This window comes from Ramlibacter sp. (genome assembly GCF_041916345.1).
In the GTDB taxonomy this organism is placed as follows: domain Bacteria; phylum Pseudomonadota; class Gammaproteobacteria; order Burkholderiales; family Burkholderiaceae_C; genus Ramlibacter.
The window spans coordinates 1-23891 of the sequence record NZ_JAYRZR010000064.1 but is presented as its reverse complement, the minus strand read 5'-3'; the positions used below and the strand labels follow the sequence as shown (position 1 = coordinate 23891).

Sequence of the window (23891 nt, the reverse complement as noted above, 5' to 3'; positions counted from 1 at the left end):
TGGCGTCAGGACCTAAACCTGGTGCGTCTACCAATTTCGCCACCCGCGCCGGTCACTGAAAGGGAAAGCGGGCGGCCACGAGGAGCCGCCCGCTCGAATCCGGTCAACCCGTCATTTTATGCGAAAGCCGCAGGCGCCCCCGCCTCGGGCCGCTTCACCCGGAACCAGGCCGCATACATGGCCGGCAGTGCCAGCAGCGTCAGCACGGTGGCGACGATGAGGCCGCCCATGATGGCCACCGCCATCGGCCCCCAGAAGACCGATCGCGACAACGGGATCATGGCCAGCACCGCCGCCGCGGCCGTCAGCACGATGGGGCGCAGGCGCCGCACGGCCGACTCGACGATGGCGTTCCAGGCCGGCACGCCGCGCGCGCGGTCCTGCTCGATCTGGTCGATCAGGATGACCGAGTTGCGCTGGATCATGCCCATGAGCGCGATCACGCCCAGCAGCGCCACGAAGCCGAACGGCCGATTGAGCACCAGCAGCGCGCCCGCCACGCCGGCGATGCCCAGCGGGCCAGTCAGGAACACCAGCATGGCACGGCTGAAGCTCTGCAGTTGCAGCATCAGCAGGGTGAAGGTGATGAACAGCATCACCGGCACCCCGACCGCGATCGACGACGAGCCCTTGCCGCTCTCCTCCACCGCGCCGGCCACCTGGATGCGGTAGCCCTGGGGCCATTTGCGCTCCAGCTCGCGCAGCGCCGGCAGCAGCTGGTTCGTGACCGTGGCGCCCTGCAGGCCCTCGGCGATGTCGGCCTGCACCGTGATGGCATAGTCGCGCCCCTCGCGCCACATCACGCCCGGCTCCCAGGTGAACACCGGCTTGGCGATCTGCGTGAGCGGGATCGAGCGGCCGCTGGCCGTCGGCAGGTACGCGTTGGCGATGTCCGTGATCGCGTTGCGCTCGTCGGCCGGCTGGCGCAGCACGATGTCGATCAGCTTGTCGCCCTCGCGGAACTGGCCCACCGGCATGCCGGCCAGGATGGTGCGGCTCGCCTGCGCGATCGACTGGCTGGTCACGCCCAGCGCGCGCGCCTTGGCCTGGTCCACCTCCAGCCGCAGCACCTTGACCGCCTCGTTCCAGTTGTCGTTCACGCCGCGCGTGTTCGGGCTGGCGCGCATCGCCTCCTTCACGGTGTCGGCGAAGCCCCGCAGCTGCACCGGATCGGGCCCGAGCACGCGGAACATCACCGGGTAGGGCACCGGCGGGCCGTTGGGCAGCAGGGTGACGCGGCCACGCACCTCGGGGAACTCCTGCGCCAGCAGCGCGGGCAGGCGCACGCGCAGTGCCTCGCGCGTGCGCAGGTCCTGCGGCTGCACGATGAGCTGGGACACGTTGGTCTGCGGGAACACCTGGTCCAGCGGCAGGTAGAAGCGCGGCACGCCGGAGCCGACCCAGGTGCTGACGCTGGTGACGCCGGCCTCCTTCATGAGGCGCTGCTCGACGCGGCGCGCGACGTCCTCGTTGGCGGTGAACGAGGTGCCCTCGGGCGACCACAGCGCCACCAGGATCTCCGGCCGGCTGGAATCGGGGAAGAACTGCTGCTGCACCCGGCCCATGCCCACGATGCCCAGCGCGAAGGTGAGCATGGTGGCGCCGATGGTGATCCAGCGGTGTGCCACGCACCAGTCCACCGCCGCGCGGAAGCCGCGGTAGAACGGCGTGTCGAAGTGCTCGTGGTGCTCGGCCGCGACCGGCTTCGCCTTCAGCAGCACGGTGCCCAGGTAGGGCACGAAGTAGACGGACACCAGCCAGCTCAGCACCAGGGCCACGCAGGTCACGGCGAAGATGGCGAAGGTGTACTCGCCCACCGTGGACTTGGCCAGACCGATCGGCAGGAAGCCGGCGGCGGTGATCAGCGTGCCAGTCAGCATGGGCATGGCCGTCACCTCGTAGGCGAAGGTGGCCGCGCGCACCTTGTCGTAGCCCTCCTCCATCTTGCGCACCATCATCTCCACCGCGATGATCGCGTCGTCCACCAGCAGGCCGAGCGCGATGATGAGCGAGCCGAGCGAGATCTTGTGCAGGCCGATCTCCCAGTACTGCATGGCCAGGAAGGTCACCGCCAGCACCAGCGGGATGGTGATGCCCACCACCAGGCCAGGGCGCATGTCCACGTAGTAGCGCCGCCACAGCGGCAGGCCCGCGGCGGCCTGCCGCTTGTGCAGGCCCAGGCTGATGAAGCTGACCGCCAGCACGATCACCACCGCCTCGATCAGCACGCGCACGAACTCGTTCACCGAGGTCGCCACGGCGCGCGGCTGGTCCTGGATCTGCACCAGCCGCACGCCCGCGGGCAGGCCGTCGTCGATGCGGCCGACGGCCGTGCGCAACGACTTGCCCAGGCGGATGATGTCGCCGCCCTTGGCCATGGAGACGCCCAGGGCAATGACTTCCTTGCCCTGGTGGCGCACCTTCACCTGCGGCGGGTCGACAAAGCCGCGACGGATCTCGGCCAGGTCCCCCAGCCGGAGCTGGTTGCCCGAGGCGCCGCGGATCGGCATGGCCTGCAGGTCCTCGATGGCCTGGAACTGGCCGCCCACGCGCACCTGCACCACGTCGCGCGGGGTCTGCACGGCACCGGCCGACTCCACCGCGTTCTGCTGGCCCAGCTGCGCCAGCACCTGGTTCATGTCCAGCCCGAGCTGGGCCAGGCGCTTCTGCGAGATCTCGACGAAGATCTTCTCGTCCTGCACGCCGAACAGCTCCACCTTCGCGACGTCCGGCACGCGCAGCAGCTGCTGGCGCGCGTCGTCGGCAAAGCGCTTCAGCTCCGCGTAGTTGAAGCCGGGATCCGCCTCCACCGCGTAGATGACACCGAAGACATCGCCGAACTCGTCGTTGAAGAACGGCCCCTGCACGCCGCCCGGCAGCGTGTGGCGCATGTCGCCCACCTTCTTGCGCACGCTGTACCAGACGTTGGCCACCTCCGCCGGCTTCGACGAATCCTTGATCTGCAGGATGATCTGCGACTCGCCCGGCTTGGAGTAGCTGCGGATGATGTCGGCGTACGGCGCCTCCTGCAAGGTGCGCTCGAGCTTGTCGGTGACCTGCTCGGCCACCTGCTGCGCGGTGGCGCCGGGCCAGTACGTGCGCACGACCATCGCGCGGAAGGTGAACGGCGGATCCTCGTCCTGGCCGAGCTGGAAGTACGCGGCCACGCCCAGGACCATCAGCACCACCATCAGGTAGCGGGTGAGCGCGGGGTGCTCCAGCGCCCAGCGCGAGAGGTTGAAGCGCTCGCGCGCCGGCTGGCCGCTTTTCGGTTGCTCGCTCATGGCCGCCTCAGCGCGTGGTGGCGGGAAGGGTGGCGGCCTGGGCCGTGCCCGCCGCGGCCTGCGCCGGCTGTGAGCCGGCGGTGGCCGGCAGCGCCGCGCCGCGGTCCTGCCAGATCGTCACCTTCTGGCCGGCCGAGAGCACGTGCACGCCCGCCGACACGATGCGCATGCCCGGCTGCAGGCCGGCGGACACCACGGCGTCGTTGCCATCCGCCGTGGCCACCTCCACCGGCTGCGACCGCACGGTCATGGTGGCCGTGTCCAGCACCCAGACCGCGGAGCCCTGGCCCTGCTGGCGCAGCGCGCTGGTGGGGATCTTGATGACCGGCGTGCCCGCGAGGCTCAGCGCCTGCGGCACCACCGTGACGGTGGCGCCCAGCGGCGGCGGCGTCGGCGATTCCAGGCCGACCTTGACGGCATAGGTGCGCGTGACGGGATCGGCACTGGCCGCCACCTCACGCACGCGGCCGGTCAGCGTGGTCTCGGCCGCCCAGGGCCGCACCGTCACCTCGCTGCCCACCCGGACAGCAGCGACGCGGTCTTCCGGCACGGCGAACACCACGTCGCGCGGGCCGTCCTGCGCGATGCGCACCACGGGCGCGCCGGCGGCCACCACCTGGCCCGGCTCGGCCTCGACGCCCGTGACGACGCCCGAGACATCGGCCACGAGTTCGGTGTAGCCAGTCTGGTTGCCCTGCGCCGCGAGCTGGGCCTGCGCCTGCTCGAGCTGCGCCTGCGCGGCCTTGAGCGCCGTCTCGCGCCGCTCCAGCTCCGCGCCGCTGATGAAGTTCTGGTCGCGCAGCGTCTGGAAGCGCCGGTAGTCCGCCGCCGCCAGATCGCGGTTCGTCTGCGCGGCGGCCACCTGCGCGCGCGCTGCGTCGGCAGCCAGGCGATAGTCCTGCGCGTCGAGCTGGGCCAGCACCTGGCCGGCCTGCACGCGCTGGCCCAGCTCGGCCTGGCGGCGCACGATCTTGCCGGCCACGCGGAACCCCAGGCGCGACTCCACGCGGGGCCGCACTTCGCCGGAAAATTCATGGCCGGACTGGAAGGCCGTCGGCGCGATGGTCATCACCTTCACCGCCCGCACCGGATCCGGCGGCGGCTCGGAGCGGGAACAGGCCGCCAGCACGGCGACCGAGACGACAAGGCCTGCGATCTGGAGCAGGCGGCAGGATTGTGCAGCTGGCATGGAGCACCAATCAGAAAAAAGAACTCGATTTGGCAAGAAGAGACCCATTGGGCGAGCCTCGGCCACTAATGACTGACTGGTTAGTAATCTATTGGATCCGCCCCCGGGCTGTCAAGCGACAATCCGGCGCGTGACTCCGACGACCGACGGCCGGCATGCGCCGGTGACCCACTACGAGAACTTCCCGGTCGCCTCCTGGCTGTGCCCGCCGCGCCTGCGGCCGCCGATCGCCGCGATCTACTGGTTCGCGCGCACGGCCGACGACATCGCCGACGAGGGCGATGCGCCGGCTGACCGGCGCCTGGCCGACCTCGCCGCCTATCGCGACGAGCTGCGGGCCTGTGTCGCCGGTCAGGCGCCCGGTGACCGCTGGCGGGGCGTGTTCCTGCCGCTGGCCGCGGCCCTGCGCGACTTCCGCCTGCCGCCCACGATGCTGGAGGACCTGCTCGACGCCTTCTGCCAGGACGTGCGGAAGACGCGCGACGCCGCGGGCTACGCCGACCGCGCCGAGCTGCTGGACTACTGCCGGCGCTCCGCCAACCCGGTCGGGCGGCTGCTGCTGCACCTTTACGGCGTCGATGCGCCGGCGGCGCTGGCCGAGAGCGACGCCATCTGCAGCGCCCTGCAGCTCATCAACTTCTGGCAGGACCTGAGCCGCGACGTGCCGCGCGGCCGCTACTACCTGCCCGCCGCGGACTGCCGGCGGCACGGCATCGATGCCGCCGCCCCCGCCACCTGGGCCGCGCATCCGGCCGCGCCCGCCCTGGTCCGCGAGCTGTGCGAGTGGGCGCGAGAGCGGATGCTGGCGGGCGCGCCGCTCGTGCATCGCGTGCCGGGTCGCGCCGGCTGGGAGCTGCGTCTCGTCGTGCAGGGCGGGCTGCGCATCCTCGACAAGATCGACGCCCTGCAGTACCAGGCGATGCAGGCGCGGCCCACCGTGGGCGCCGCCGACGCCCCGCTGCTGCTGTGGCGTGCGCTGCGGATGGGACAATCGCCCGCATGACGCCCGAACAGTATGTGCAGGAGAAGGCGGCCGCATCCGGGAGCAGCTTCTACTACGCCTTCCTCTTCCTGCCACCCCCTCGCCGCGCTGCCATCACGGCCTTCTATGCGTTCTGCCGCGAAGTCGACGACGTGGTGGACGAGGTCACCGACCCGGCGATCGCACGCACCAAGCTGGCCTGGTGGCACACCGAGGTGGCCCGCGCCTTCGAGGGGCAGCCCAGCCACCCGGTGATGCAGGCGCTGATGCCCGGTGCCCGCGCCTTCGGGTTGCAGGCCGAGCAGCTGCAGTCGGTGATCAGCGGCTGCGAGATGGACCTCGACCAGACCCGCTACCTCGACTTCGCCGCCCTGCAGCGCTACTGCCATCTGGTGGCCGGCGTGGTGGGCGAGGTCTCCGCGCGCATCTTCGGCCAGACCGACGAGGCCACCACCCGCTATGCGCACAAGCTCGGACTGGCCTTCCAGCTCACCAACATCATCCGCGACGTCGGCGAGGACGCCCTGCGCGGCCGCATCTACCTGCCGGTGAGCGAGCTGCAGCAGCACGACGTGAAGGCGCACGAGATCCTGCAACGGCAGTACTCGGACCGCTTCGTGGCCCTGATGCGCTTCCAGGCGCAGCGCGCGCATGCCCTCTATGACGAGGCGCTCGCCCTGCTGCCGGCCGTCGACTACCGGGCCCAGAAGCCCGGCCTGATGATGGCCAGCATCTACCGCACGCTGCTGCGCGAGATCGAGCACGAGCAGTTCCGCGTGCTGAACCAGCGCATCAGCCTCACCCCGCTGCGCAAGCTGTGGCTGGCGTGGAAGGTGCAGGCGCTGGGCCGCGTGGCGACATGAGCCGCCGGGCCGCCCCAAGGCGAATCCCGCAGCGCGCAGCGCGGAGGGTTGTCCCATGACGGGACCCCGCATCGCGGTCGTTGGCGCAGGCTGGGCCGGCATCGCCGCGGCTGTGGCCTGCGTGGATGCCGGCGCGCGGGTGCGGGTGTTCGAGAGCGCGCGCGTGGCCGGCGGTCGCGCCCGCAGCGTCACGGTCGACGGACCGGACGGCCAGCCGCTGGTGCTGGACAACGGGCAGCACATCCTCATCGGCGCGTATTCGGAAACGCTCGACCTGATGCGGCGCGTGGGCGTGGCGCCCGCCGATGCCCTGCTTCGCCTGCCGCTCGCCGTGCGCTACCCCGACGGCGCCGGCCTCGTGCTGCCGGACTGGCCCGCGCCCTGGGATGCCCTGGCCGGGATGCTGCGCGCGCCCGGCTGGGGCCTGGGCGACCGGGCCTCGCTGCTGCGGCATGCGGCGCTCTGGCAGCTGCGCGGGTTCCGCTGCGACGCAGGCGCCACGGTGGCCGACCTGTGTGCCCGCCTCGCCCCGCGCGTGCGCGCCGACCTGATCGACCCCCTGTGCGTGGCAGCCCTGAACACGCCGGCCGATCGCGCCAGTGGCACCGTCTTCCTGCGCGTGCTGCGCGACTCGCTGTTCGGCCGGGGCTGGGGTGACTGGGGTGCGTCGAACCTGCTGCTGCCGCGCGTGCCCCTCGGCCAGTTGCTGCCCGAGGCCGCGCTGGCGTGGCTGCGCCGGCACGGCGCGGAGGTGGTCACCGGCCACCGTGTCGCCACCCTGGTGCCGTCGGAACGCCGCTGGCTGCTGGATGGCCTGCCGTTCGACCACGTGGTGCTGGCCTGCCCGCCCTGGGAGGCCGCCCGGCTGACCGACACCGCGGGCGCAGGGGCCAGTGCCTGGCGCGCGCAGGCCCAGGGCCTGGACTTCGAGGCCATCGCCACCGTCTACGCCCAGGCGGCCCACAGCCTGCCGGCGCCGATGCTGGCCTTGCGCCACACGCCACAGGCGCCCGCCCAGTTCGCCTTCGATCGGGGCCAGCTGGGCGGTCCGGCGGGCCTGCTCGCCTTCGTGGTCAGCGCGAGCGGCCGGGAACGCGAGACCGTCGAGGCGCAGGTGGTGGCGCAGGCCGCGCACCTCGGCTGGCCGGTGAAGCTGCTGCGCACGGTGGTAGAGAAACGCGCCACGTTCGCCTGCCTGCCGGGCCTGCAGCGCCCCGGCACGGCCATCTCACCCGGCCTGTGGGCCTGCGGCGACTATGTGGAAGGCCCCTACCCCGCCACGCTGGAAGGCGCGGTGCGCAGCGGCCTCGACGTGGCCGCGCGCATCAGCGCAGGAGTTCCACCAGCTCGGTGAGGGTGGCCACCGTGACGTGGGGCTCCAGTTCGTGGGGCCACAACGCGTCAGCCCGGTTGACCCAAGCCACCTGCATGCCGGCATTCAGCCCGCCCAGGCCGTCGAGCGTGGCGTCGTCGCCGATGTGTAGCACGTGGTCAGGCAAGGTGTCCACGGCGCCCGCCGCGGCGTGGAAGATGCGCGGATCCGGCTTGCCGACGCCGAAAGCCCGCGCGCTGATGCTCGCGCGGAAAAAGCCGCCCAGCCCGACGCGACCGACATCCGCATTGCCGTTGGACAGGCTCACCATCGGGTAGCGGGCGGCCAGGAACTCCAGCGCGGGCAAGGCGTCGTCGAACAGCGTGACGCGCTGACGCTCGGCGAAGAACACCTCGAACGCGGCCTCGGCCAGGAGCGGGTTCTCTCCGGCGCGATACAGGGCCAGGCGGATGGACTCGCGGCGCAGCGCACTCAGGTCGTGCTTGAGCTCGGGACGCGAGTGCGCCATGTGGTCGCGGATCTCCCGCAGCGCCCCCGGGCTGGCGAACAGGGCCGCCGCCATGGGCGCGTGCACGGCCATCCAGTCGTGCAGGGCGCGCTCGGCCCGCTCGATGGTCGGCCAGATCGGCCACAACGTGTCGTCGAGGTCGATGGAAATGGCCTGGATGCGCGAGACGTCGAGCATCTCAGCGCCTGCCGCGCGGCCCCGGACGCGCGCCATTCCATCCACGGGACTGCGCGTGAACCATTCGCCGATCAGGGGGGCCTGCCATCCCGGTGAGAATACCGCATGGCCGCGCCCTCCCCGTCTTCCCCCTCCTCCCCGTACGCCCACGGCCGACCACCGGTCACCGCCGTGCTGCTGTGCAACCTCGGCACGCCCGACGCGCCGACCCCGCGCGACGTGCGGCGCTACCTGGCAGAGTTCCTGCGGGACCCGCGCGTGGTGGAGATCCCGCGCGCCGTGTGGCTGCCACTGCTGTACGGGGTGATCCTGCCGCTGCGCTCCGCCAAGTCGGCCGCCAAGTACGCCACCATCTGGACGCCCGAGGGCTCGCCGCTGAAGGTGTGGACCGAGCGGCAGGCGAAGCGCCTGCAGGGCTGGCTGGGCGAGCACGGTCACCGCGTGCGCGTGGCCTGGGCCATGCGCTATGGCGCCCCGGCCATCGCCGATGTGCTGGACGAGCTGCGCGACGGCGGCGCCACGCGCATCCTGGTGCTGCCGGCCTACCCGCAATATTCAGGCACCACCACCGCCAGCGTCATCGACGCGATCACGGCCTGGATGGGCCAGCAGCGCCACGTGCCCGAGGTCCGCTTCGTCAACCGCTACCACGACGACCGCGGCTACCTGCAGGCACTGGCGCACCGCGTGCGGCGCACCTGGCACGCGGAAGGCGAGCCGGATCACCTGGTGATGAGCTTCCATGGCGTGCCCGAGCGCACGCTGTACCTGGGCGACCCCTATCACTGCGAGTGCCTCAAGACGGCCCGCCTGCTGGGCGAGTGGCTGGGCCTCGCCCCCGACCGCTTCACCGTCACCTTCCAGTCGCGCTTCGGCAAGGCCAAGTGGCTGGAACCCTATACCGAGCCGACGCTGCAGGCCCTGGCGCAACGGGGCGTCGGGCGGGTCGACGTGGTGTGCCCCGGCTTCACGAGCGACTGCCTGGAAACGCTGGAGGAGATCGCGCAGGAGGGCCGCGATGCCTTCCTGGCGGCAGGCGGCCAGCAGTTCCGCTACATCCCCTGCCTGAACGACGAGCCTGAGTGGATCGCGGCCCTGGGCGGCATCGCACAGCGGCATCTGGCCGGCTGGCCCACGCAGGAGGCGACCGACCCGGCAGCGCTCGCGGCGCAGAAGGAACGCGCGCTCGCCCGCGGGGCGGCGGCCTGAGGGCCGCAGCGCCCCAGGCTCAGGCGGCGGCCAGGACCTCGCGGCGGTCGTGCCGCGCGAGGAAGCTGCTCACCAGCTCCAGCTGGTCGGGCACGTTCAGCGCGGGCGCGTGGCCGCACCCGGCGATTTCGACCACCTGGGTCAGCCCCAGGGCGCCGGGGCCGCGCGTGAGCATCTCGTCGGTGACGTCCTTGAGCACCAGGTCGGACTCGGCGCCGCGCAGCACCAGCACCGGAATGCGCAGCTGGTCGTAGTGCGTCCAGATCAGGTAGTCGTCGGGATGGTCGGTGAACTGACGCACCATCTGCGGGTCGTAGTGCGGCGTGACGCGCCCGTCGGGCAACCGGCGGGTGGACGTCTCGGTGAGCCGCCGCCACTGCGCATCGCTCAGCCAGCCGTAGGGCTTGTAGACCTGCCGGAAGAAGGCCTCCAGCTCCGCCATCGTCGCGAAGGCGGGCGGGCTGCCCGCATAGGCCCTGATGCGGGCCACGGCGGCATCGGCCAGCCGCGGCGCGTTGTCGTTGAGCACCAGGCTCAGGATGCGGTCCTTCAGGCCGGGCTCGGCCAGCCCCGCCGCACAGACCGTGCCGATGGCGCCACCCATCGACGTGCCCACCCAGTGCGTCTGGTCGATGCCCAGCTGATCCATCAGGTCCGCCGCGAGGCGGGCGTAGAACGCCAGCGTGTACTCGTTCACCGGGTCCGGGCTCCACTGGCTGAAGCCGCGGCCGAGCGTGTCCGGGCAGATGACGCGCCAGCCGGAGGCGCTGAGCCACTGCGCCAGTTCATCCATGTCACGGCCGGTGCGCGCCAGGCCGTGCCAGGCGATCACGGTGCGGGGGTTGCCGGCCCCCCACTCGGTGAAGTGGATCTCGCGGCCCGCGCAGGTCACGTAGCGGGAACTGAAGGACATGGCCATCTCCTGGACGGGGCCGGGCCCCTTACTGCGGCACCGCCAGCGCGGTGCCGTTGAAGCCGATCTGGTCGGCCGCTGCCGGCGTGGCGCTGATCGGCGGGACCTGCGCCGCCGTGAGGGCCGGCGCGGCCAGCGGCGAGCCACCACGGGGCGTGGTCCGCACCAGCTGGCTGGGCGGCAGCGCCGCGCCGGACTTGAGGTGCGCCCACATCAGGTCCATGGCCTGGTTGAAGTAGGGGTGCAGCGGGACGAAGCGCGTATCGAACCCGCCGAACGGCAGGAAGGTGTCGAAGTGCTGCGCGTTCGTCACCTCGATGTAGCGCAGCTTCGTGCCCGCGCCCTCGGTCACGCGGTTGAACGCGGTGTAGGCGCGGGAGTTGTTGTTCACCGGCACGAGCGCATCACTGCGGCCGTGCACGATGATCGTCGGCTTGCCGCGCAGATTGCCGGTGACCGTGACCTCCGCGATGCCGGCCTTCACCGCATCGCTCTGCGCCTTGGTGGGGACCGACGTCGCCGTGAGGGCCGCGCCCGAGACCGGGTCGGCGCCAGTGACCAGCGCCCGCTGGCAGAGCGCGTTGTCCAGGCCGAAGTCAGCGACGCCGGTGGAGGGGGACACCGCCAATGCCCACGACTTCGCACCGCCGACCGAGTTGTCATAGACCGGTGTCGCAGGCACGCCGTTGGCCGTGCCGTTGGCGAGCGCGAAGCTCTGCGCCTTGACCACGGCATTCGCGGCCACGGGGTTGCCGGTGGCGTCGACGGCCGCGAAGCTGGTGCTGCACACGTTGTCCAGCACCGACAGGCGCCCATAGGCCACCGGATACATCGCCGCGAGGATGGGGCCGTTGCCCAGGCCCCAATGGGCGCTGTGCATGCGGTCATGCTCGGCCGTCCAGCCGAAAGCGCGCAGGCGGGCCAGCGCGTTGGCCGACTGCTCGGCCACGGTCGAGCCGGTCAGCAGGCCCTTGGCCGCGAGGCCGGCGCAGCGCGCCGTGGCACGGGCCGTCATGCCGGCCACCGAGATGTAGTTGAAGGTGGAGACCTCGGACATCGCCGCGTCCGCCGCCAGCGCGGCGCACGGCTGGTACAGGTTGCCGTAGGTCACGAAGTCGGCCAGCGTCTTGCCGTAGCCCGCCGCGGGCGTGCCGCCGACCTGGATGCCGTAGCCGCTGCTGGTGGGCATCTGCGTCACCGGCTCGGAAGCCACCACGCCGTCGATCAGGCCACTGGTGTCGGCCTCGGCCGCGCGCAGCACCGCGGCACCACCGTTGGAGGCCGAGCCCGCGATCACGAGCGTGTTGCCCGCGTCGAAGCGCACCGGGTTCTCCGGCGTGCCGTAGCGGTCGTTCAGCACGTACAGCGCATAGCGCGCGGCCGCGAGGGTGTCGGTGCCCCAGTCCTTCTCGGGATTCTGCTGCGAGTGGGCGTGCTTGATGGCCAGCCGGTTCGGAAACGCCGCCACGTACGCCGCGCGCGCCGCCTCGGTGATGTTGGCGGCGAACTGCGCCAGGGCGCCAGCGGCCGTGCGCGTGGCGCGCGTGCCGTCCACCTTGTTGACGGTGTCGTCGCCCAGGTCATGCAGGCCCACGCCCTTGCCGGCGTCGGTGAGGGCGACCGCGCAGCCGCGCTTGAGGCCCCACTCCCCGGCCGTGCCGATGGCGCCGTAGACGCCGCGCGAGCCGGACGAAGGGCCGACCACGACGCAGGGGTTGGCCGGGTCGAAGCTGTCGGGCACCTGCACCGCCATCACCACGCGCTTGCGGCCGGAGCCATCGTCCAGCGAGGCCAGGTATTCGCGGCCAGGGATCAGGCCCTCGGCGGTGGTGACCTGGCCGGAGGCCGTGACGTTGGGGCCGTACAGCGTGCCGTAGCCGCCGGCGGCCGACGGATCCAGGATGCCGCGGTAGTTGGAGTAGAGCGCGTTGCGGCGCAGTTCGGCGGCGGTCGGGTTCGCTGGGTCGGCATAGGTCGGCGCGGCGGCCGCGCCGAGGCCCGTCTTGCCGATGCCACCGGTCAGCAGGTCCTGCTTGTCCGCGGTGGCGCCGCCCGCGACCGTGGTCGCCGGGTAGACGGTCATGCCGTGCGGGGTCACGCCCGCCGGCAGTTCGTTGACGGCGGTGTCACTGCCACCACAGCCGCCGAGCACGGCGCCAAGGGCGAGGACGGGAAGGGCGCGCGCGGCGCTCTTGCGGCTACTGGTTTTCAACGAGGTCTCCTGATGGACGACGATCACGGGCCGACGGCATGCGCAGGCTGCGCAACCGACCGACCACGCCGGTGGGGAAGTAGTAGACGGACAGCACGAACAGCAGGCCCAGCCAGAGGAGCCAGCGGTCCGGCGACAGCAGCGCGGCCAGGCCGGGCACGCCAGCGACCGCCTCGCTCGCGAGCTTCAGCAGATCCTGCAGATAGCTCTGGGCCACCACGAACAGGCCCGAGCCGATGGCCGCGCCGTAGATCGTGCCCATGCCGCCGATCACCACGATCAGCAGGACGTCGAGCATGATCTCGAACGACAGCGTGGTGTCGGGGCCGTTGTAGCGCAGCCAGATCGCGAGCATGGCACCGGCCACGGTGGCGAACAGCGCCGACAGGATGCTGGAGATGGTGCGATAGACCACCACGCGATAGCCGATCGCCTCGGCGCGGAACTCGTTCTCGCGGATCGCCTGCAGCACGCGGCCGAAGGGCGAGTTCACGATGCGCAGCATCGCCAGGAACAGCAGCACCGTGACGGCGAACAGCAGGTAGTAGCAGATCAGCCGGCCGTCGAGGCTGACGCCGAACAGCGGCTCCTCCATCAGCTGGAAGGCGGGCGACAGCAGCTCGGGCATCTTGAAGGTGAGGCCGTCCTCGCCGCCCGTCACCTCCGACAGCTGCGAGGCCAGCGTCTGGAACGCCGCCGCGAAGGCCAGCGTGATCATCGAGAAGAAGATCGCCCGCACGCGCAGCGAGAACAGGCCGATGGCCAGCGCCAGCAGGAAGGACAGCACCAGGGCCACCGCGAGGCCCACCGCGAGCGCGCCCCAGCCGGGACCCATGCGCGTGGAGGCGATGGCGATGCCGTAGGCACCGATGCCGAAGAACATGGTGTGCGCGAAGCTCACGATGCCGGTGTAGCCCAGCAGCAGGTCGAAGCTCGCGACCAGCACGATGAACACCAGCACCTTGGCCGCCACGTTGAGCGCCTTCACGCCGGGGATGAGGAAGGGCGTGAGCGCGAGCGCCAGGAACAGCGCGACCAGGATGGCCGCCAGCACGCGGCTGCGCGGCAGGTCGTTGGAGAGGATGCGGGACAGCATGGTCAGGCCCTTCTCACTTGCTCAGGGCATACACGCCCTGCGGCCGCCACAGCAGGATGGCCATCATGAGCGCGATGTTGGAGAACAGCGCCGCCTTGGGCAGCAGGAAGCCGGTGTAGTTGGCCATCAGCCCCACCAGCAGCGCGCCCACCAGGGCCCCGGTGGTGGAGCCCAGGCCGCCGATGATGAGCACGATGAAGATCAGCACGTTCACCTGCGCGCCCATCTGCGGGATCACGTTCTGCTGGTACAGGCCCCACATCACGCCACCCAGCCCGGCCAGTGCGCTGCCGACGACGAAGACGCCGATGAACAGGGTCTTGATGCGGTAGCCCAGCGACTCCACCATCTCGCGGTCCTGCACGCCGGCGCGGATCAGCAGGCCGATCTTGGTGCGGGTGAGCGTCCACAGCAGCACGCCGAACACCAGCAGGCCGATCACCACCGCGATCAGGCGGTACTTCTCCACCGCGGCATCCCCCAGCAGCACCGAGCCGCGCATGCCCTCGGGCAGCGGCAGCGGGATCTGCAGCGGGCCCCAGATGACCTTGATCAGCTCCTCGCCGATGATCATGCCGCCCATGGTGATGAGGATCTGCTTCAGGTGATTGCCGTACACCGGCCGCACGATGAAGCGCTCGAACGCCAGGCCGATGGCACCGGCCACCAGCATCGCCACCACCATCGCGGGCAGCACCGCGAGCAGGTTGACCCACAGGCTGGAGGAGCCGGTGTAGTCGCCCATCGCGCCCAGCACGCTGGTGGCGATGAAGGCACCGAGCGCGATGAACACGCCGTGGCCGAAGTTCAGCACGTCCATCAGGCCGAACACCAGCGTCAGGCCCGAGGCGATGATGAAGATGATCATGCCCATCGCCAGGCCGGCGACGGTGAGCGTGAGCCAGGTGGAGCCCGAGCCCACCAGCGGCAGCGCGATGGCGGCCAGCGCCGGCACCAGCACCAGCGGCGTCCAGTCGAAATCCTTCAGGGCGTTCATAGCGCCAACCCCAGCAGCTCGCGCTGCAGTTCCTCGTCTTCGGCCAGCTCGCGCATGGCTCCGGCATGCACCACGCGGCCGTCGTCCATCACGGCCACGGTGTCGCCCAGGCGCTTGGCGAAGCTGATGTTCTGCTCCACCAGCAGGATGGTCACGCCGCTCTTCTTGAGCTGCGCGAACGCATCGATCATGTTGTTGATGATGGCCGGCGCCAGGCCCTTGCTGGGCTCGTCCACGATCAGCAGTTCACGCGGCTCGATGATCGCGCGCGACACCGCCAGCATCTGCTTCTGCCCGCCCGAAAGCTTGCCGGCCGGGTGGTTCCAGAACTTCTCCACCGCGGGGAAGAGCCTGAAGATCCATTGCAGCCGTTCGCCGTCGATCTGCGCGGCCGTCTTGGCCGAACGCGCGGCCAGCACCATGTTCTCCTTCACCGTGAGGTCGGCGAAGATGCCCATGTTCTCGGGCACGTAGGCGATGCCCAGCCCCGCGATCTGCGGCGTGGGCTGCTGCGTGATGTCCTGCCCGTTGAAGGTGACGCGCCCCTGCGAGGCCCGCCACAGGCCCATGATCGTGCGCAGCGTCGTCGTCTTGCCCGCGCCGTTGCGCCCCAGCAGCATCGTGAGCTGCCCGCGCGGCACGTGCAGATCCACCCCGTGCAGGATGTGGTATGCCCCGATGTGCGTGTGCACCCCTTCCAGCGTCAGCAGATCCCCGCTCATGGCTGCCCCCCTGCCCGACCTGCTGCACCCTGGCTGTTCCCCCTCCCCCCTTGAGGGGGGAGGCCGGGAGGGGGGGGAGCCCCATCCTGCGCCAAAGCGTCCTTGGCGTCGCCGCCACCGGCGGCCACGCCAAGGTAAGCTTCCTGCACCACCGGCGAAGCGATCACCTCCGCCGGCTCGCCGTCCGCCACCAGCGTGCCGTTGTGCAGCACGATGATGCGGTCGGCGAGTTCCCTCACGACGTCCATCTTGTGTTCGACCAGCAGGATGGTCTTGCTCTTGTCCGCCTTCAGCCGGCGGATGAGATTCAGGATGACGGGCGCCTCGGCGTGGTTCATGCCCGCCGTGGGCTCGTCGAACATGAAGACCTGCGGCTCCAGCGCCATCAGCAGCGCCACCTCCAGCTTGCGCTGGTCGCCATGCGGCAGGTTGGCCACCAGCTCGTCCTCCTTGTCCTTCATCGCCACCGCCTCCAGGATCTCGTCGGCCCGCTCGTTCAGCGCGCGGTGGTCGCTCCACACGCTCCAGAGGTTCAGGCCGCGGCGATGCTCCCCCTCGCGCGTGGCCTGCACGGCCAGGCGCACGTTCTCCAGCACCGTCAGGCGCGGGAACAGGTTGGTGAGCTGGAAAGCGCGCCCCAGGCCGGCCCGCGTGCGCTGCGAGGCCGAGGCGCCGGACAGGTCGCGCCCGCCCAGCGTCACGGTCCCGCTCGTCGCCTTGAGCTGCCCGGAGATGAGGTTGAAGTAGGTCGTCTTGCCGGCGCCGTTCGGGCCCACGATCGCGGTCAACGTCCCCGGCTCGAACGAGCAGGTGACGGCATTGACCGCGACGTGGCCGCCGAAGCGCACCGTCAGGCCCTGGGTGGCAAGCTGGCTCATGGTCTCCTGGTCGAAGGTCAGCAGGTCCCGATCACGTAGTAGCCGGGACTCGTCTGCTTCAGCGTGGTGGTGATGAAGACGTTGTAGAGCCCCATGTTCTGGTTGGAGCCCTTGGCATAGGTGTAGCCGCCGGTGGTGGTGGCGCGGCCGGCGGTCACATGCGCGTAGTTGGTGGCGGTGGTGCACGTCACCGGCGCGCCGGTGGTGGTGCCGGTCGCGCCGCTGGAGACCGCGCCCTGCACGCCCGCGCCATCCACGCCGGCGACCGTCCAGGTGTAGGTGGTCGCCGCCGCGAGGCCGGTGTCGGTGTAGCTGGTGCCGGTCACGCCAGTGGCGTTCACCTTGTTGCCGTTGCGGAACACGTTGTAGCTGGCCGCCCCGGAGACCGCGCCCCAGGTGATGGCCATCGTGGTCGTCGTCGCGCCCGAGGTCGCCACGCCGGTGGGCGCGGGCAGCGTCGTGCCACCACCACCGCCGCCGCCGCCACCACCGCCGGAGCCGCTGCCGGAGGAGATGCGATCGACCATGGCCTTGATCGCGGCCATCTGCATGCCGGCCTTCTGCGCGAAGTTGCCGCCATACCAGCCGATCCAGTCCCAGCAGGCGTTCGGGTTGGCGAGCGAGCCGCTGGCCGCCGTCTGCCGGCTCGTGTTGTCCACCTTGGTCTGCGGGAACAGCACGATGATGCTGTTGGTGTCCGCCCAGCGGGTATAGCCCGTGTTCTTCACGAACTTGTCGCCGATCTTGTCCGTGCTCTGCTGGCAGCCGTGCAGGGCCACGTGCACCTTGCACTGCGCGCCGCTGGCGCAGTTGGCGGGCACGTAGACCCAGCCGTTGGTGGCCATGCCGGGGTTGCTGGTGAACTCGGCCTGGTTGAACTCGATGTAGTTGCCGGCCGCCGGCGCGTTGTTGCGCGCATTGAGCGTGCCGTAGAACTGCTGCAGCACCGCCTTGGCGCCGTCATAGCTGCAGTTGCTGATGTAGGGTGAGGCCGCGCTGCCGCAGCTGTTGTTGCCCGTGCTGTCGAAGTCGGTCGGGAAGGTGTGCGAGGCGCCGCTGCGCACCACGTGCTGCAGGTTGGCGGCGGGCACGCCGTTGTTGGTGTATTGCGTCTTCAGCGCCGTCACCGGGTTCTGGCCCACGGTGTAGTCGCTGGTGCCAATGAACAGGTAGACCTGCTGGCCGGCGATGTTCGACTTGTTGTCGATGGCACCGCTCGCGCTGTAGCTGTTCAGGCTGTTCTGCATGGACGTGAGCTGCGCGCTGCTGATGCTCGCGTTGTACATGCAGGCGGTGTAGTTGTTGAGCCCGGCGCACATGTAGGGGCCGGCCGCGAACACGCCCACGCCCTTGAAGGTGGACGAGTAGGCAATGCCCAGCTGGTTGGCCATGAAGCCGCCGGAGGACAGGCCCGACACGGTGGTCTTGCTGGTGTCCACGTTGTAGGCGCCGAGGTTGCCCGCCGCGAGGGCGGAGCCGGCTGCAAGGGCCGCCAGGGCCGGGATGAGGCGAAGCATCTTGAACGTCATCGAGTGTCTCCTGTGTGTGTCTGGGGCGAACGACTGCCCCGCCCCGTGTGCCCGGGGATCTGCTCTGAACAACGGATCAAAAAGAGGGGCGGCCGCCCCTGAAGGAACGGGCGGGGCACGCCGGCACCCCGCCCGTCCAAACCGGCCTATCGCTTGTTGCGGATCGGCACGTTCATCTCGCTCGCCTTGATCTCCTTCACCAGGTGGAGATCGGCCATGGTGCCGGGCTTGGCGCCCGGGGCCACGCGGAAGTGGTACATCGACTGCATGGCCTGGTGGTCTTCCTTGCGGAAGGTCATCGGGCCCTTGGGCGTCTCGAAGGTCATGCCTTCCATGGCCGTGATCAGCTTGTCGGTGTTGGTGTCGGCCTTGGTCTTCTTCAGCGCCTCGACCACGGCCATCGCCGCCGCGAAGCCGCCCGCGGTGAAGAAGTCAGGCGGCGACTTGAAGCGGGTGTAGTGGTTCGTCACCAGCCACAGGTTGGCCTCGTTCTTGGAGAAGCCGAAGTAGTAGTAGCTGGCGCCCTCCATGCCCGGGAACTGGTTGTAGGCCACCATCGCGGGCAGGATGTTGCCGCCGGTGGCGATCTCGATACCGTAGCGCTTGAGGTCGAGGTCGGCGATCTTGAACGGGTTGCCGGCGCCGGCCCACACGATCCAGATGACCTTGCGGCCCGGCTGGTCCTTGAGCTTGTCGATCAGGCGCTGCGCACCGGCGGTGAAGTCGGTGGTGTTGGCGGGCAGGTATTCCTCATGGACGATCTTGGCCGTCTTCACCGCCTCCTTGAAGGCCTTCACGCCGTCACGGCCGAACGCGTAGTCCTGCGCGAGCGTGGCGATCACCGTGCCCGGCTTGTCCAGCGCGACGGCGTTGGAGATGGCGTCCTGCGAGCTGTTGCGGCCGGTGCGGAAGATGTACTTGTTCCACTTGTCGCCGGTGATGGAGTCGGCCACGGCCGGCTCCACCAGCAGGATCTTCTTGTACTCCTCGGCCACCGGCAGCAGCGCCAGCGCGACGCCGGAGGAGGTGGGGCCGATGGCGAGATCGACCTTGTCGTCGGCGTAGGCGGTGGCCAGCAGCGACTTGCCCAGGTCGGGCTTGCCCTGGTCATCCTTCTCGATGACGGTGATCTTGCGACCATTGACGGTCATGGTGCCCTTGGTGGCGTACTCCAGGCCCATCATCAGACCGGTCTGGGTCTGCTTGCCGTAGGCCTCCAGGGGGCCGGTGCGGCTGTAGACGTGGGCGATCTTGATGTCCTTGGCCTGCGCCCAGACCGCCATGGGGGCGGCGAGCGCCGAGGTTGCGAGGGCCGCGGCCGCGACCCAGATCCGACGTTGCATGCGATGTCTCCTTCGATGGACTGCTGAACGTCGATTCCATTGCACGCACCGTGCCAGTGCGCAAGTGCTTGATTTAACGAGAGAAAATCCCCGAAGTGGGATCAAGTGACTGATAATCAGACAATTCGAGGTGTCTGATGTTCAGACATATGTCTGATTCTCAGGCAGATCATCCAGCCGCTCGTAGAGCTTGGCCCGGGAAATGCCGAGCAGCCGTGCGGCCGCCACCTTGTTGCCGCCGGTGGCCGCCAGGGCGGCCGCAATCGCCTGCCGCTCCACGGCCGCCACCTGCTCGGCCAGGGGGCGAAGGGTTGCCGCATCGGCCGGGCCGGCGGCCCCGGCCCGCATGGGGCTCGCAGGTGCCGAGGGCAGGCGCTCGATGCCCGCCTCGCGCAGCACCTCCTCGAGGTCATGCACCTCCACGTGCTGGGAATCGCTGCGCATGGCCGCCTGCTCCAGCACGTTGCGCAGTTCGCGGATGTTGCCGCGCCACGTCTGCGCAGCGAGCATGGCGAGCGCGTCGGAACTGAGGTCGAAGGCGGGCGTGCCGCCGCGCAGGGCGATGTCCTCGGCCAGCACCTCCACCAGCGCCGGGATGTCCGCGCGCCGCTCGCGCAGCGGCGGCACGCGGATCGGCAGCACGTTCAGGCGGTAGTAGAGGTCTTCGCGGAAGCGGCCTTCGCGCACCAGCGCACCCAGGTCGCGCGAGGTGGCCGCGATCACGCGGGCGTCGAACGGGATCACCTTGTTGGAGCCCAGCGGCTCGATCTCGCCCTCCTGCAGGGCCCGCAGCAGCTTGGGCTGCAGCACCAGCGGCATGTCGCCGATCTCGTCCAGGAACAGCGTGCCGCCGTCGGCCAGCTTGAACTTGCCGTCACGGCCCTTGCGGTCGGCGCCGGTGAAAGCGCCCGGGGCCACGCCGAAGAACTCCGCCTCCAGCAGCGTGTCGGGCACGGCGGCGATGTTCACGCTCACGAACGGCCCGGCGGAGCGCGACGACGCGGCGTGGATCGCATGGGCCAGCAGTTCCTTGCCCGTGCCCGTCTCCCCCAGCAGCAGCACCGGGCTGGACGACAGGGCAGCGCGGCGCGCCTGGCGCTTCACCTCCACCGCGGGCGCGCTGCTGCCGACGAAGCTGGCCAGCGTGTACTTGCTGCGCCGCTGGCTCGCGAGCTCACGCCGCGCGTCGTCCAGGTCGCGCTGCAGGGCGGCGAACTTGTGGATCAGCGGCTGCAGCGTCGTCTCGGGGTGGTCGAAGAGCACGATGCCGAGCACGCCGATCACCTGCCCGGCCTCGTCGCGCAGCGGGATGCGGCTGACGACGAAGGTGCCGGCCCGGTTCGACAGCAGGTCGATCAGGATGGGCTTGCCGGTCTCCAGCACGCGGTGCATCTGGGTGTTGTGCACCACGGTGGAGACCGGGTGGCCGACGAAATCCTCCTCGCGCTCGTAGCCGAGCGCCGGCAGGAAGCGGCGGTACTGGTCGTTGATCCACACCACGCGCGCATTGCGGTCCACCAGCAGCATGCCCTCGCTCGCGTTGGCGAACAGGTCGAACATGGAGCGTGCCGCGAGCTCCAGGATGCGCTCGCCGTCCAGCGGCAGCGGGGTCACATGCGTCATCGGGCCATTCTCGCCCGATTCGCGCCCCCGGTGAACCCGACGCGACCCGCGCGCTGCCGCTCAGCCGGCCTGCACGGGCGGCCTGCGGCTGCTCCACCAGCGCACGGCACGCGGCATCACCAGCACCGCGATCACCACGAGCAGCAGGAACACCGACATCGGCCGCTGCAGGAAGACCGTCCAGCTGCCCTCGCCGATGGACATGGCGTTGCGCAGCTGCGCCTCTGCCAGGGGGCCGAGGATCATGCCCACGATCACCGGCGCGGCCGGGAAGTCGAAGCGGCGCATCAGCAGGCCCAGCAGCCCCACGGCATACAGCAGCACGAGGTCGAAGGCGCTCTGGCGCATGCCATAGACGCCCACGGTGGCGAAGATCAGGATGCCGGCGTACAGGTGCGCCCGCGGGATCTTCAGCAGCTTCACCCACAGGCCCACCATCGGCAGGTTCAGCACCAGCAGCATCACGTTGCCGATGTAGAGCGACGCGATCAGCGCCCACACCAGCGCCGCGGAGCTGGTGAAGAGCTGCGGCCCCGGCTGGATGCCGTAGTTCTGGAACGCGCCCAGCAGGATGGCGGCGGTGGTGGAGGTGGGGATGCCCAGCGTGAGCAGCGGCACCAGCGTGGCGGTGACCGCGGCGTTGTTGGCGGCCTCCGGGCCGGCGACGCCCTCGATGGCGCCTTCGCGGCCGAACTCCTCCGGGTATTTCGACAGCTTGCGCTCCACGCCGTAGCTGAGGAAGGTGGGGATCTCGGTGCCGCCGGCCGGGATGGTGCCGAAGGGGAAGCCGATCGCCGTGCCGCGCAGCCAGGCCGGCCACGAGCGCTTCCATTCGAGCTTCGTCATGTGCACCGAGCTCATGCGGTTCTGCGTCGCGTCGACCCGGCCTTCGTACAGCACGTTGTAGAGCGTCTCGCCGACGGCGAACAGGCCGACGGCCACCAGCACGATCTCGATGCCGTCCAGCAGCTCGGGCACGCCCATGGTGTAGCGCGGCTGGCCGGAGATCTGGTCCAGCCCGATCAGGCCGATGGCCAGCCCGGTGAACAGGGCCGCCATGCCGCGCAGCGTGCTCTTGCCCAGCACCGCGCTCACGGTGGTGAAGGCCAGCAGCATCAGGCAGAAGTACTCCGGCGGGCCGAGCTGCACCGCGAACTCGGCCACCAGGGGCGCGAACAGCGTGACGAGCACGGTGGCGATGGAGCCGGCCACGAAGGAGCCGATGGCGGAGGTGGCCAGGGCCGCGCCCGCGCGGCCGCTCTTGGCCATCTTGTTGCCCTCCATCGCCGTCACCATGGTGCCGGTCTCGCCCGGCGTGTTCAGCAGGATGGAGGTGGTGGAGCCGCCGTACATGGCCCCGTAGTAGATGCCGGCGAAGAAGATCATGGAGGCCGTGGCCTCCACCTTCACCGTGATGGGCAGCAGCATGGCCACCGCCACCGCCGGCCCGATGCCGGGCAGCACGCCGACGGCGGTGCCGACCACGCAGCCGATGAAGGCCCACATCAGGTTGATGGGGGTGGCCGCGGTGGCGAAGCCCGCGAGAAGCTGGTTCCAGACGTCCATGGCGCTCTTGTTGTTGCTACAGCCAGCCGGTGGCAGTGAGCCCCGGCAGCGAGATCGCCAGCAGCTTGGTGAACATCCAGTACACCGGCGCGGCGATGGCCAGGCCGACGAAGCAGTCCATGGCGGTGGCCCGCGCGTGCGTCGGCCGGCCCTCGGACAGGCGCAGCCCGCGGGCGGCCAGCACGAAGCACAGCGCGCAGCTCAGCACGAAGCCGATGCGGGTGATCAGCCAGGCATTGGCCAGCAGCCCGGCGGACACCCAGGCGAAGCCGACCCAGTCGCCACGGTCGGCGCCCGAGGGCTCCTCCATCTGGCGGAAGCCGCCGGTGGCGGCCTCCCACACGAGCCAGGCGCCGCACACGGCCAGCACGGCCGCCACGAACCAGGGCAGGAAGTTCGGGCCGACGCCCGAGTACCCCGCCTCCGACGAGATGTCGCGCGCACCCAGCGCCAGCAAGCCTGCCAGCACCAGCACGCCGGCGCCGATGAGCCCATGGCGCAGCGCGGGCGTGCCGGCCTGCATCACAGCATGCCCGACAGGTGCATGGTGGCGCGCAGGGCCGCGAACTCATTGTCCACGAACTCGTCGAAGGCCTTGCCCGTCAGCAGCGCGGGCGTCCAGCCGTTCTTCTCCAGCGCGTCCTGCCAGCTCTTGTGCCTGGTGGCCTTGGTGATGACGTCGGTCAGGGCCGCGCGCTGCTCCGCCGTGATGCCCGGGGCACCGTAGATGCCGCGCCAGTTGCCCAGCACGACGTCGTAGCCCTGCTCCTTGAGCGTGGGCACGTTGATGCCGGGCAGGCGCTTCTCGGAGGTGACGCCGATGGGGCGCATCTTGCCGGCGGTGATGTGCTCGGCGAACTCGCTGTAGCCGCTGCCGCCCACCGTGACGTTGCCGCCCAGGATGGCCGCCACCGCCTCGCCGCCGCCACGGAAGGCGACGTAGTTCACCTTCTTCGGGTCGGCGCCGACGTTGCGTGCCAGCATGGCCGCGGCGATGTGCTCGGTGGAGCCGCGCGAGCCGCCGCCCCACTTGACGCTGCCGGGGTCCTTCTTGAGCTGGTCCACCACGTCCTTCATGGTCTTCAGTGGCGAGGCGGCCGGCACCACGAACACGTTGTACTCGCTGGTCAGGCGCGCGATGGGCGTGCACTGCTGCAGCTGCACCGGCGGCTTGCCGGTGATGATGCCGCCCAGCATGACGGCGCCCATCATCAGCAGCGCGTTGGGATCGCCCTTGGAGGCATTGACGAACTGCGCCAGGCCGATGATGCCGGCGGCGCCGCCCTTGTTCTCGTACTGCACCGTGTCGGCGGCCTTGGCGTCCATGATGGCCTTGCCCAGCGCGCGGCCCGTGGTGTCCCAGCCGCCGCCGGGGTTGGCCGGGATCAGCATCTTCAGGTTGGCCGCGGCATGGGCCGACAGCGGCAGCGCACCGGTGGCCGCCAGGGCGGCCAGGGGCGGGAGGAA

General features: G+C 70.3%; 19 protein-coding genes. 4 read left to right on the top strand and 15 right to left on the bottom strand.

Annotated elements, in window-relative coordinates:
* Positions 1–116: 116 nt before the first annotated feature.
* Together ACE3T5_RS15395 and ACE3T5_RS15390 are read right to left on the bottom strand one after the other, a co-directional pair.
* Entirely contained in the window at positions 117–3284 is a 3168-nt protein-coding gene (locus ACE3T5_RS15395; protein ID WP_374668954.1) for an efflux RND transporter permease subunit, read from the bottom strand.
* Between the two features lie 7 nt (positions 3285–3291).
* On the bottom strand, positions 3292–4473 hold the full coding sequence (locus ACE3T5_RS15390; RefSeq protein ID WP_374668953.1) for an efflux RND transporter periplasmic adaptor subunit: 1182 nt from the start codon (positions 4471–4473) through the stop codon (positions 3292–3294).
* A 121-nt stretch (positions 4474–4594) separates the two neighbouring features.
* Between ACE3T5_RS15390 and hpnC the strand changes: the two genes are divergently transcribed.
* From hpnC to hpnE, 3 genes are read left to right on the top strand one after another with little or no spacing between them, the layout of a single operon-like run.
* Positions 4595–5476, top strand: a complete 882-nt coding sequence (gene hpnC, locus ACE3T5_RS15385; protein WP_374668955.1) for a squalene synthase HpnC — start codon at positions 4595–4597, stop codon at positions 5474–5476.
* Positions 5473–6318, top strand: a complete 846-nt coding sequence (hpnD, locus tag ACE3T5_RS15380) for a presqualene diphosphate synthase HpnD (RefSeq protein ID WP_374668951.1) — start codon at positions 5473–5475, stop codon at positions 6316–6318. The genes hpnC and hpnD overlap by 4 nt, the downstream gene beginning before the upstream one ends.
* A 55-nt stretch (positions 6319–6373) precedes the next feature.
* Positions 6374–7672, top strand: coding sequence for a hydroxysqualene dehydroxylase HpnE (gene hpnE / locus ACE3T5_RS15375; protein WP_374668950.1), 1299 nt, complete (start codon positions 6374–6376; stop codon positions 7670–7672).
* Here hpnE and ACE3T5_RS15370 read toward each other — a convergent pair.
* A complete protein-coding gene (locus ACE3T5_RS15370) occupies positions 7644–8336 on the bottom strand; it encodes an HAD family hydrolase (RefSeq protein WP_374668949.1) in 693 nt (230 codons plus the stop codon). The two genes, hpnE and ACE3T5_RS15370, sit on opposite strands and share 29 nt — an antisense overlap.
* A gap of 105 nt (positions 8337–8441) precedes the next feature.
* Between ACE3T5_RS15370 and hemH the strand changes: the two genes are divergently transcribed.
* Positions 8442–9545 carry a ferrochelatase gene (gene hemH / locus ACE3T5_RS15365; RefSeq protein WP_374668948.1) on the top strand — a complete coding sequence of 368 codons (1104 nt, stop codon included), beginning with the start codon at positions 8442–8444 and terminating at the stop codon, positions 9543–9545.
* 19 nt (positions 9546–9564) lie between these two features.
* Here the strand turns inward: hemH and ACE3T5_RS15360 are convergent, their stop codons facing one another.
* The 12 genes from ACE3T5_RS15360 to ACE3T5_RS15305 form a co-directional block, all read right to left on the bottom strand.
* Positions 9565–10458, bottom strand: coding sequence for an alpha/beta fold hydrolase (locus ACE3T5_RS15360; protein WP_374668947.1), 894 nt, complete (start codon positions 10456–10458; stop codon positions 9565–9567).
* Between the two features lie 28 nt (positions 10459–10486).
* Positions 10487–12670, bottom strand: coding sequence for a 3-hydroxybutyrate oligomer hydrolase family protein (locus ACE3T5_RS15355; protein WP_374668946.1), 2184 nt, complete (start codon positions 12668–12670; stop codon positions 10487–10489).
* The gene (locus tag ACE3T5_RS15350) at positions 12657–13766 is read right to left on the bottom strand and encodes a branched-chain amino acid ABC transporter permease (protein WP_374668945.1); all 1110 of its coding nucleotides are present in this window, start codon (positions 13764–13766) and stop codon (positions 12657–12659) included. Before ACE3T5_RS15350 ends, ACE3T5_RS15355 begins: the two co-directional genes overlap by 14 nt.
* Before the next feature lie 13 nt (positions 13767–13779).
* Positions 13780–14763 carry a branched-chain amino acid ABC transporter permease gene (locus ACE3T5_RS15345; protein WP_374668944.1) on the bottom strand — a complete coding sequence of 328 codons (984 nt, stop codon included), beginning with the start codon at positions 14761–14763 and terminating at the stop codon, positions 13780–13782.
* Positions 14760–15485 (bottom strand): ABC transporter ATP-binding protein, encoded by a 726-nt coding sequence (locus ACE3T5_RS15340; protein WP_374668943.1) that lies wholly within the window; start codon positions 15483–15485, stop codon positions 14760–14762. The genes ACE3T5_RS15345 and ACE3T5_RS15340 overlap by 4 nt, the downstream gene beginning before the upstream one ends.
* Complete coding sequence (locus tag ACE3T5_RS15335; RefSeq protein WP_374668942.1) at positions 15482–16363, bottom strand: ABC transporter ATP-binding protein; 882 nt, start codon at positions 16361–16363, stop codon at positions 15482–15484. The genes ACE3T5_RS15340 and ACE3T5_RS15335 overlap by 4 nt, the downstream gene beginning before the upstream one ends.
* A gap of 17 nt (positions 16364–16380) precedes the next feature.
* Entirely contained in the window at positions 16381–17892 is a 1512-nt protein-coding gene (locus tag ACE3T5_RS15330; protein WP_374668941.1) for a hypothetical protein, read from the bottom strand.
* A 146-nt stretch (positions 17893–18038) separates the two neighbouring features.
* Positions 18039–19235, bottom strand: a complete 1197-nt coding sequence (locus ACE3T5_RS15325) for a substrate-binding domain-containing protein (protein ID WP_374668940.1) — start codon at positions 19233–19235, stop codon at positions 18039–18041.
* Between the two features lie 141 nt (positions 19236–19376).
* The gene (locus ACE3T5_RS15320; RefSeq protein ID WP_374668939.1) at positions 19377–20858 is read right to left on the bottom strand and encodes a sigma-54 interaction domain-containing protein; all 1482 of its coding nucleotides are present in this window, start codon (positions 20856–20858) and stop codon (positions 19377–19379) included.
* Between the two features lie 60 nt (positions 20859–20918).
* Positions 20919–22424 carry a tripartite tricarboxylate transporter permease gene (locus ACE3T5_RS15315; protein ID WP_374668938.1) on the bottom strand — a complete coding sequence of 502 codons (1506 nt, stop codon included), beginning with the start codon at positions 22422–22424 and terminating at the stop codon, positions 20919–20921.
* 16 nt (positions 22425–22440) lie between these two features.
* Complete coding sequence (locus ACE3T5_RS15310) at positions 22441–22947, bottom strand: tripartite tricarboxylate transporter TctB family protein (protein WP_374668937.1); 507 nt, start codon at positions 22945–22947, stop codon at positions 22441–22443.
* Positions 22947–23891 (bottom strand): tripartite tricarboxylate transporter substrate binding protein (locus tag ACE3T5_RS15305; protein ID WP_374668936.1); only part of this gene is annotated, 945 nt, incomplete at its 5' end. The genes ACE3T5_RS15310 and ACE3T5_RS15305, both read right to left, overlap by 1 nt.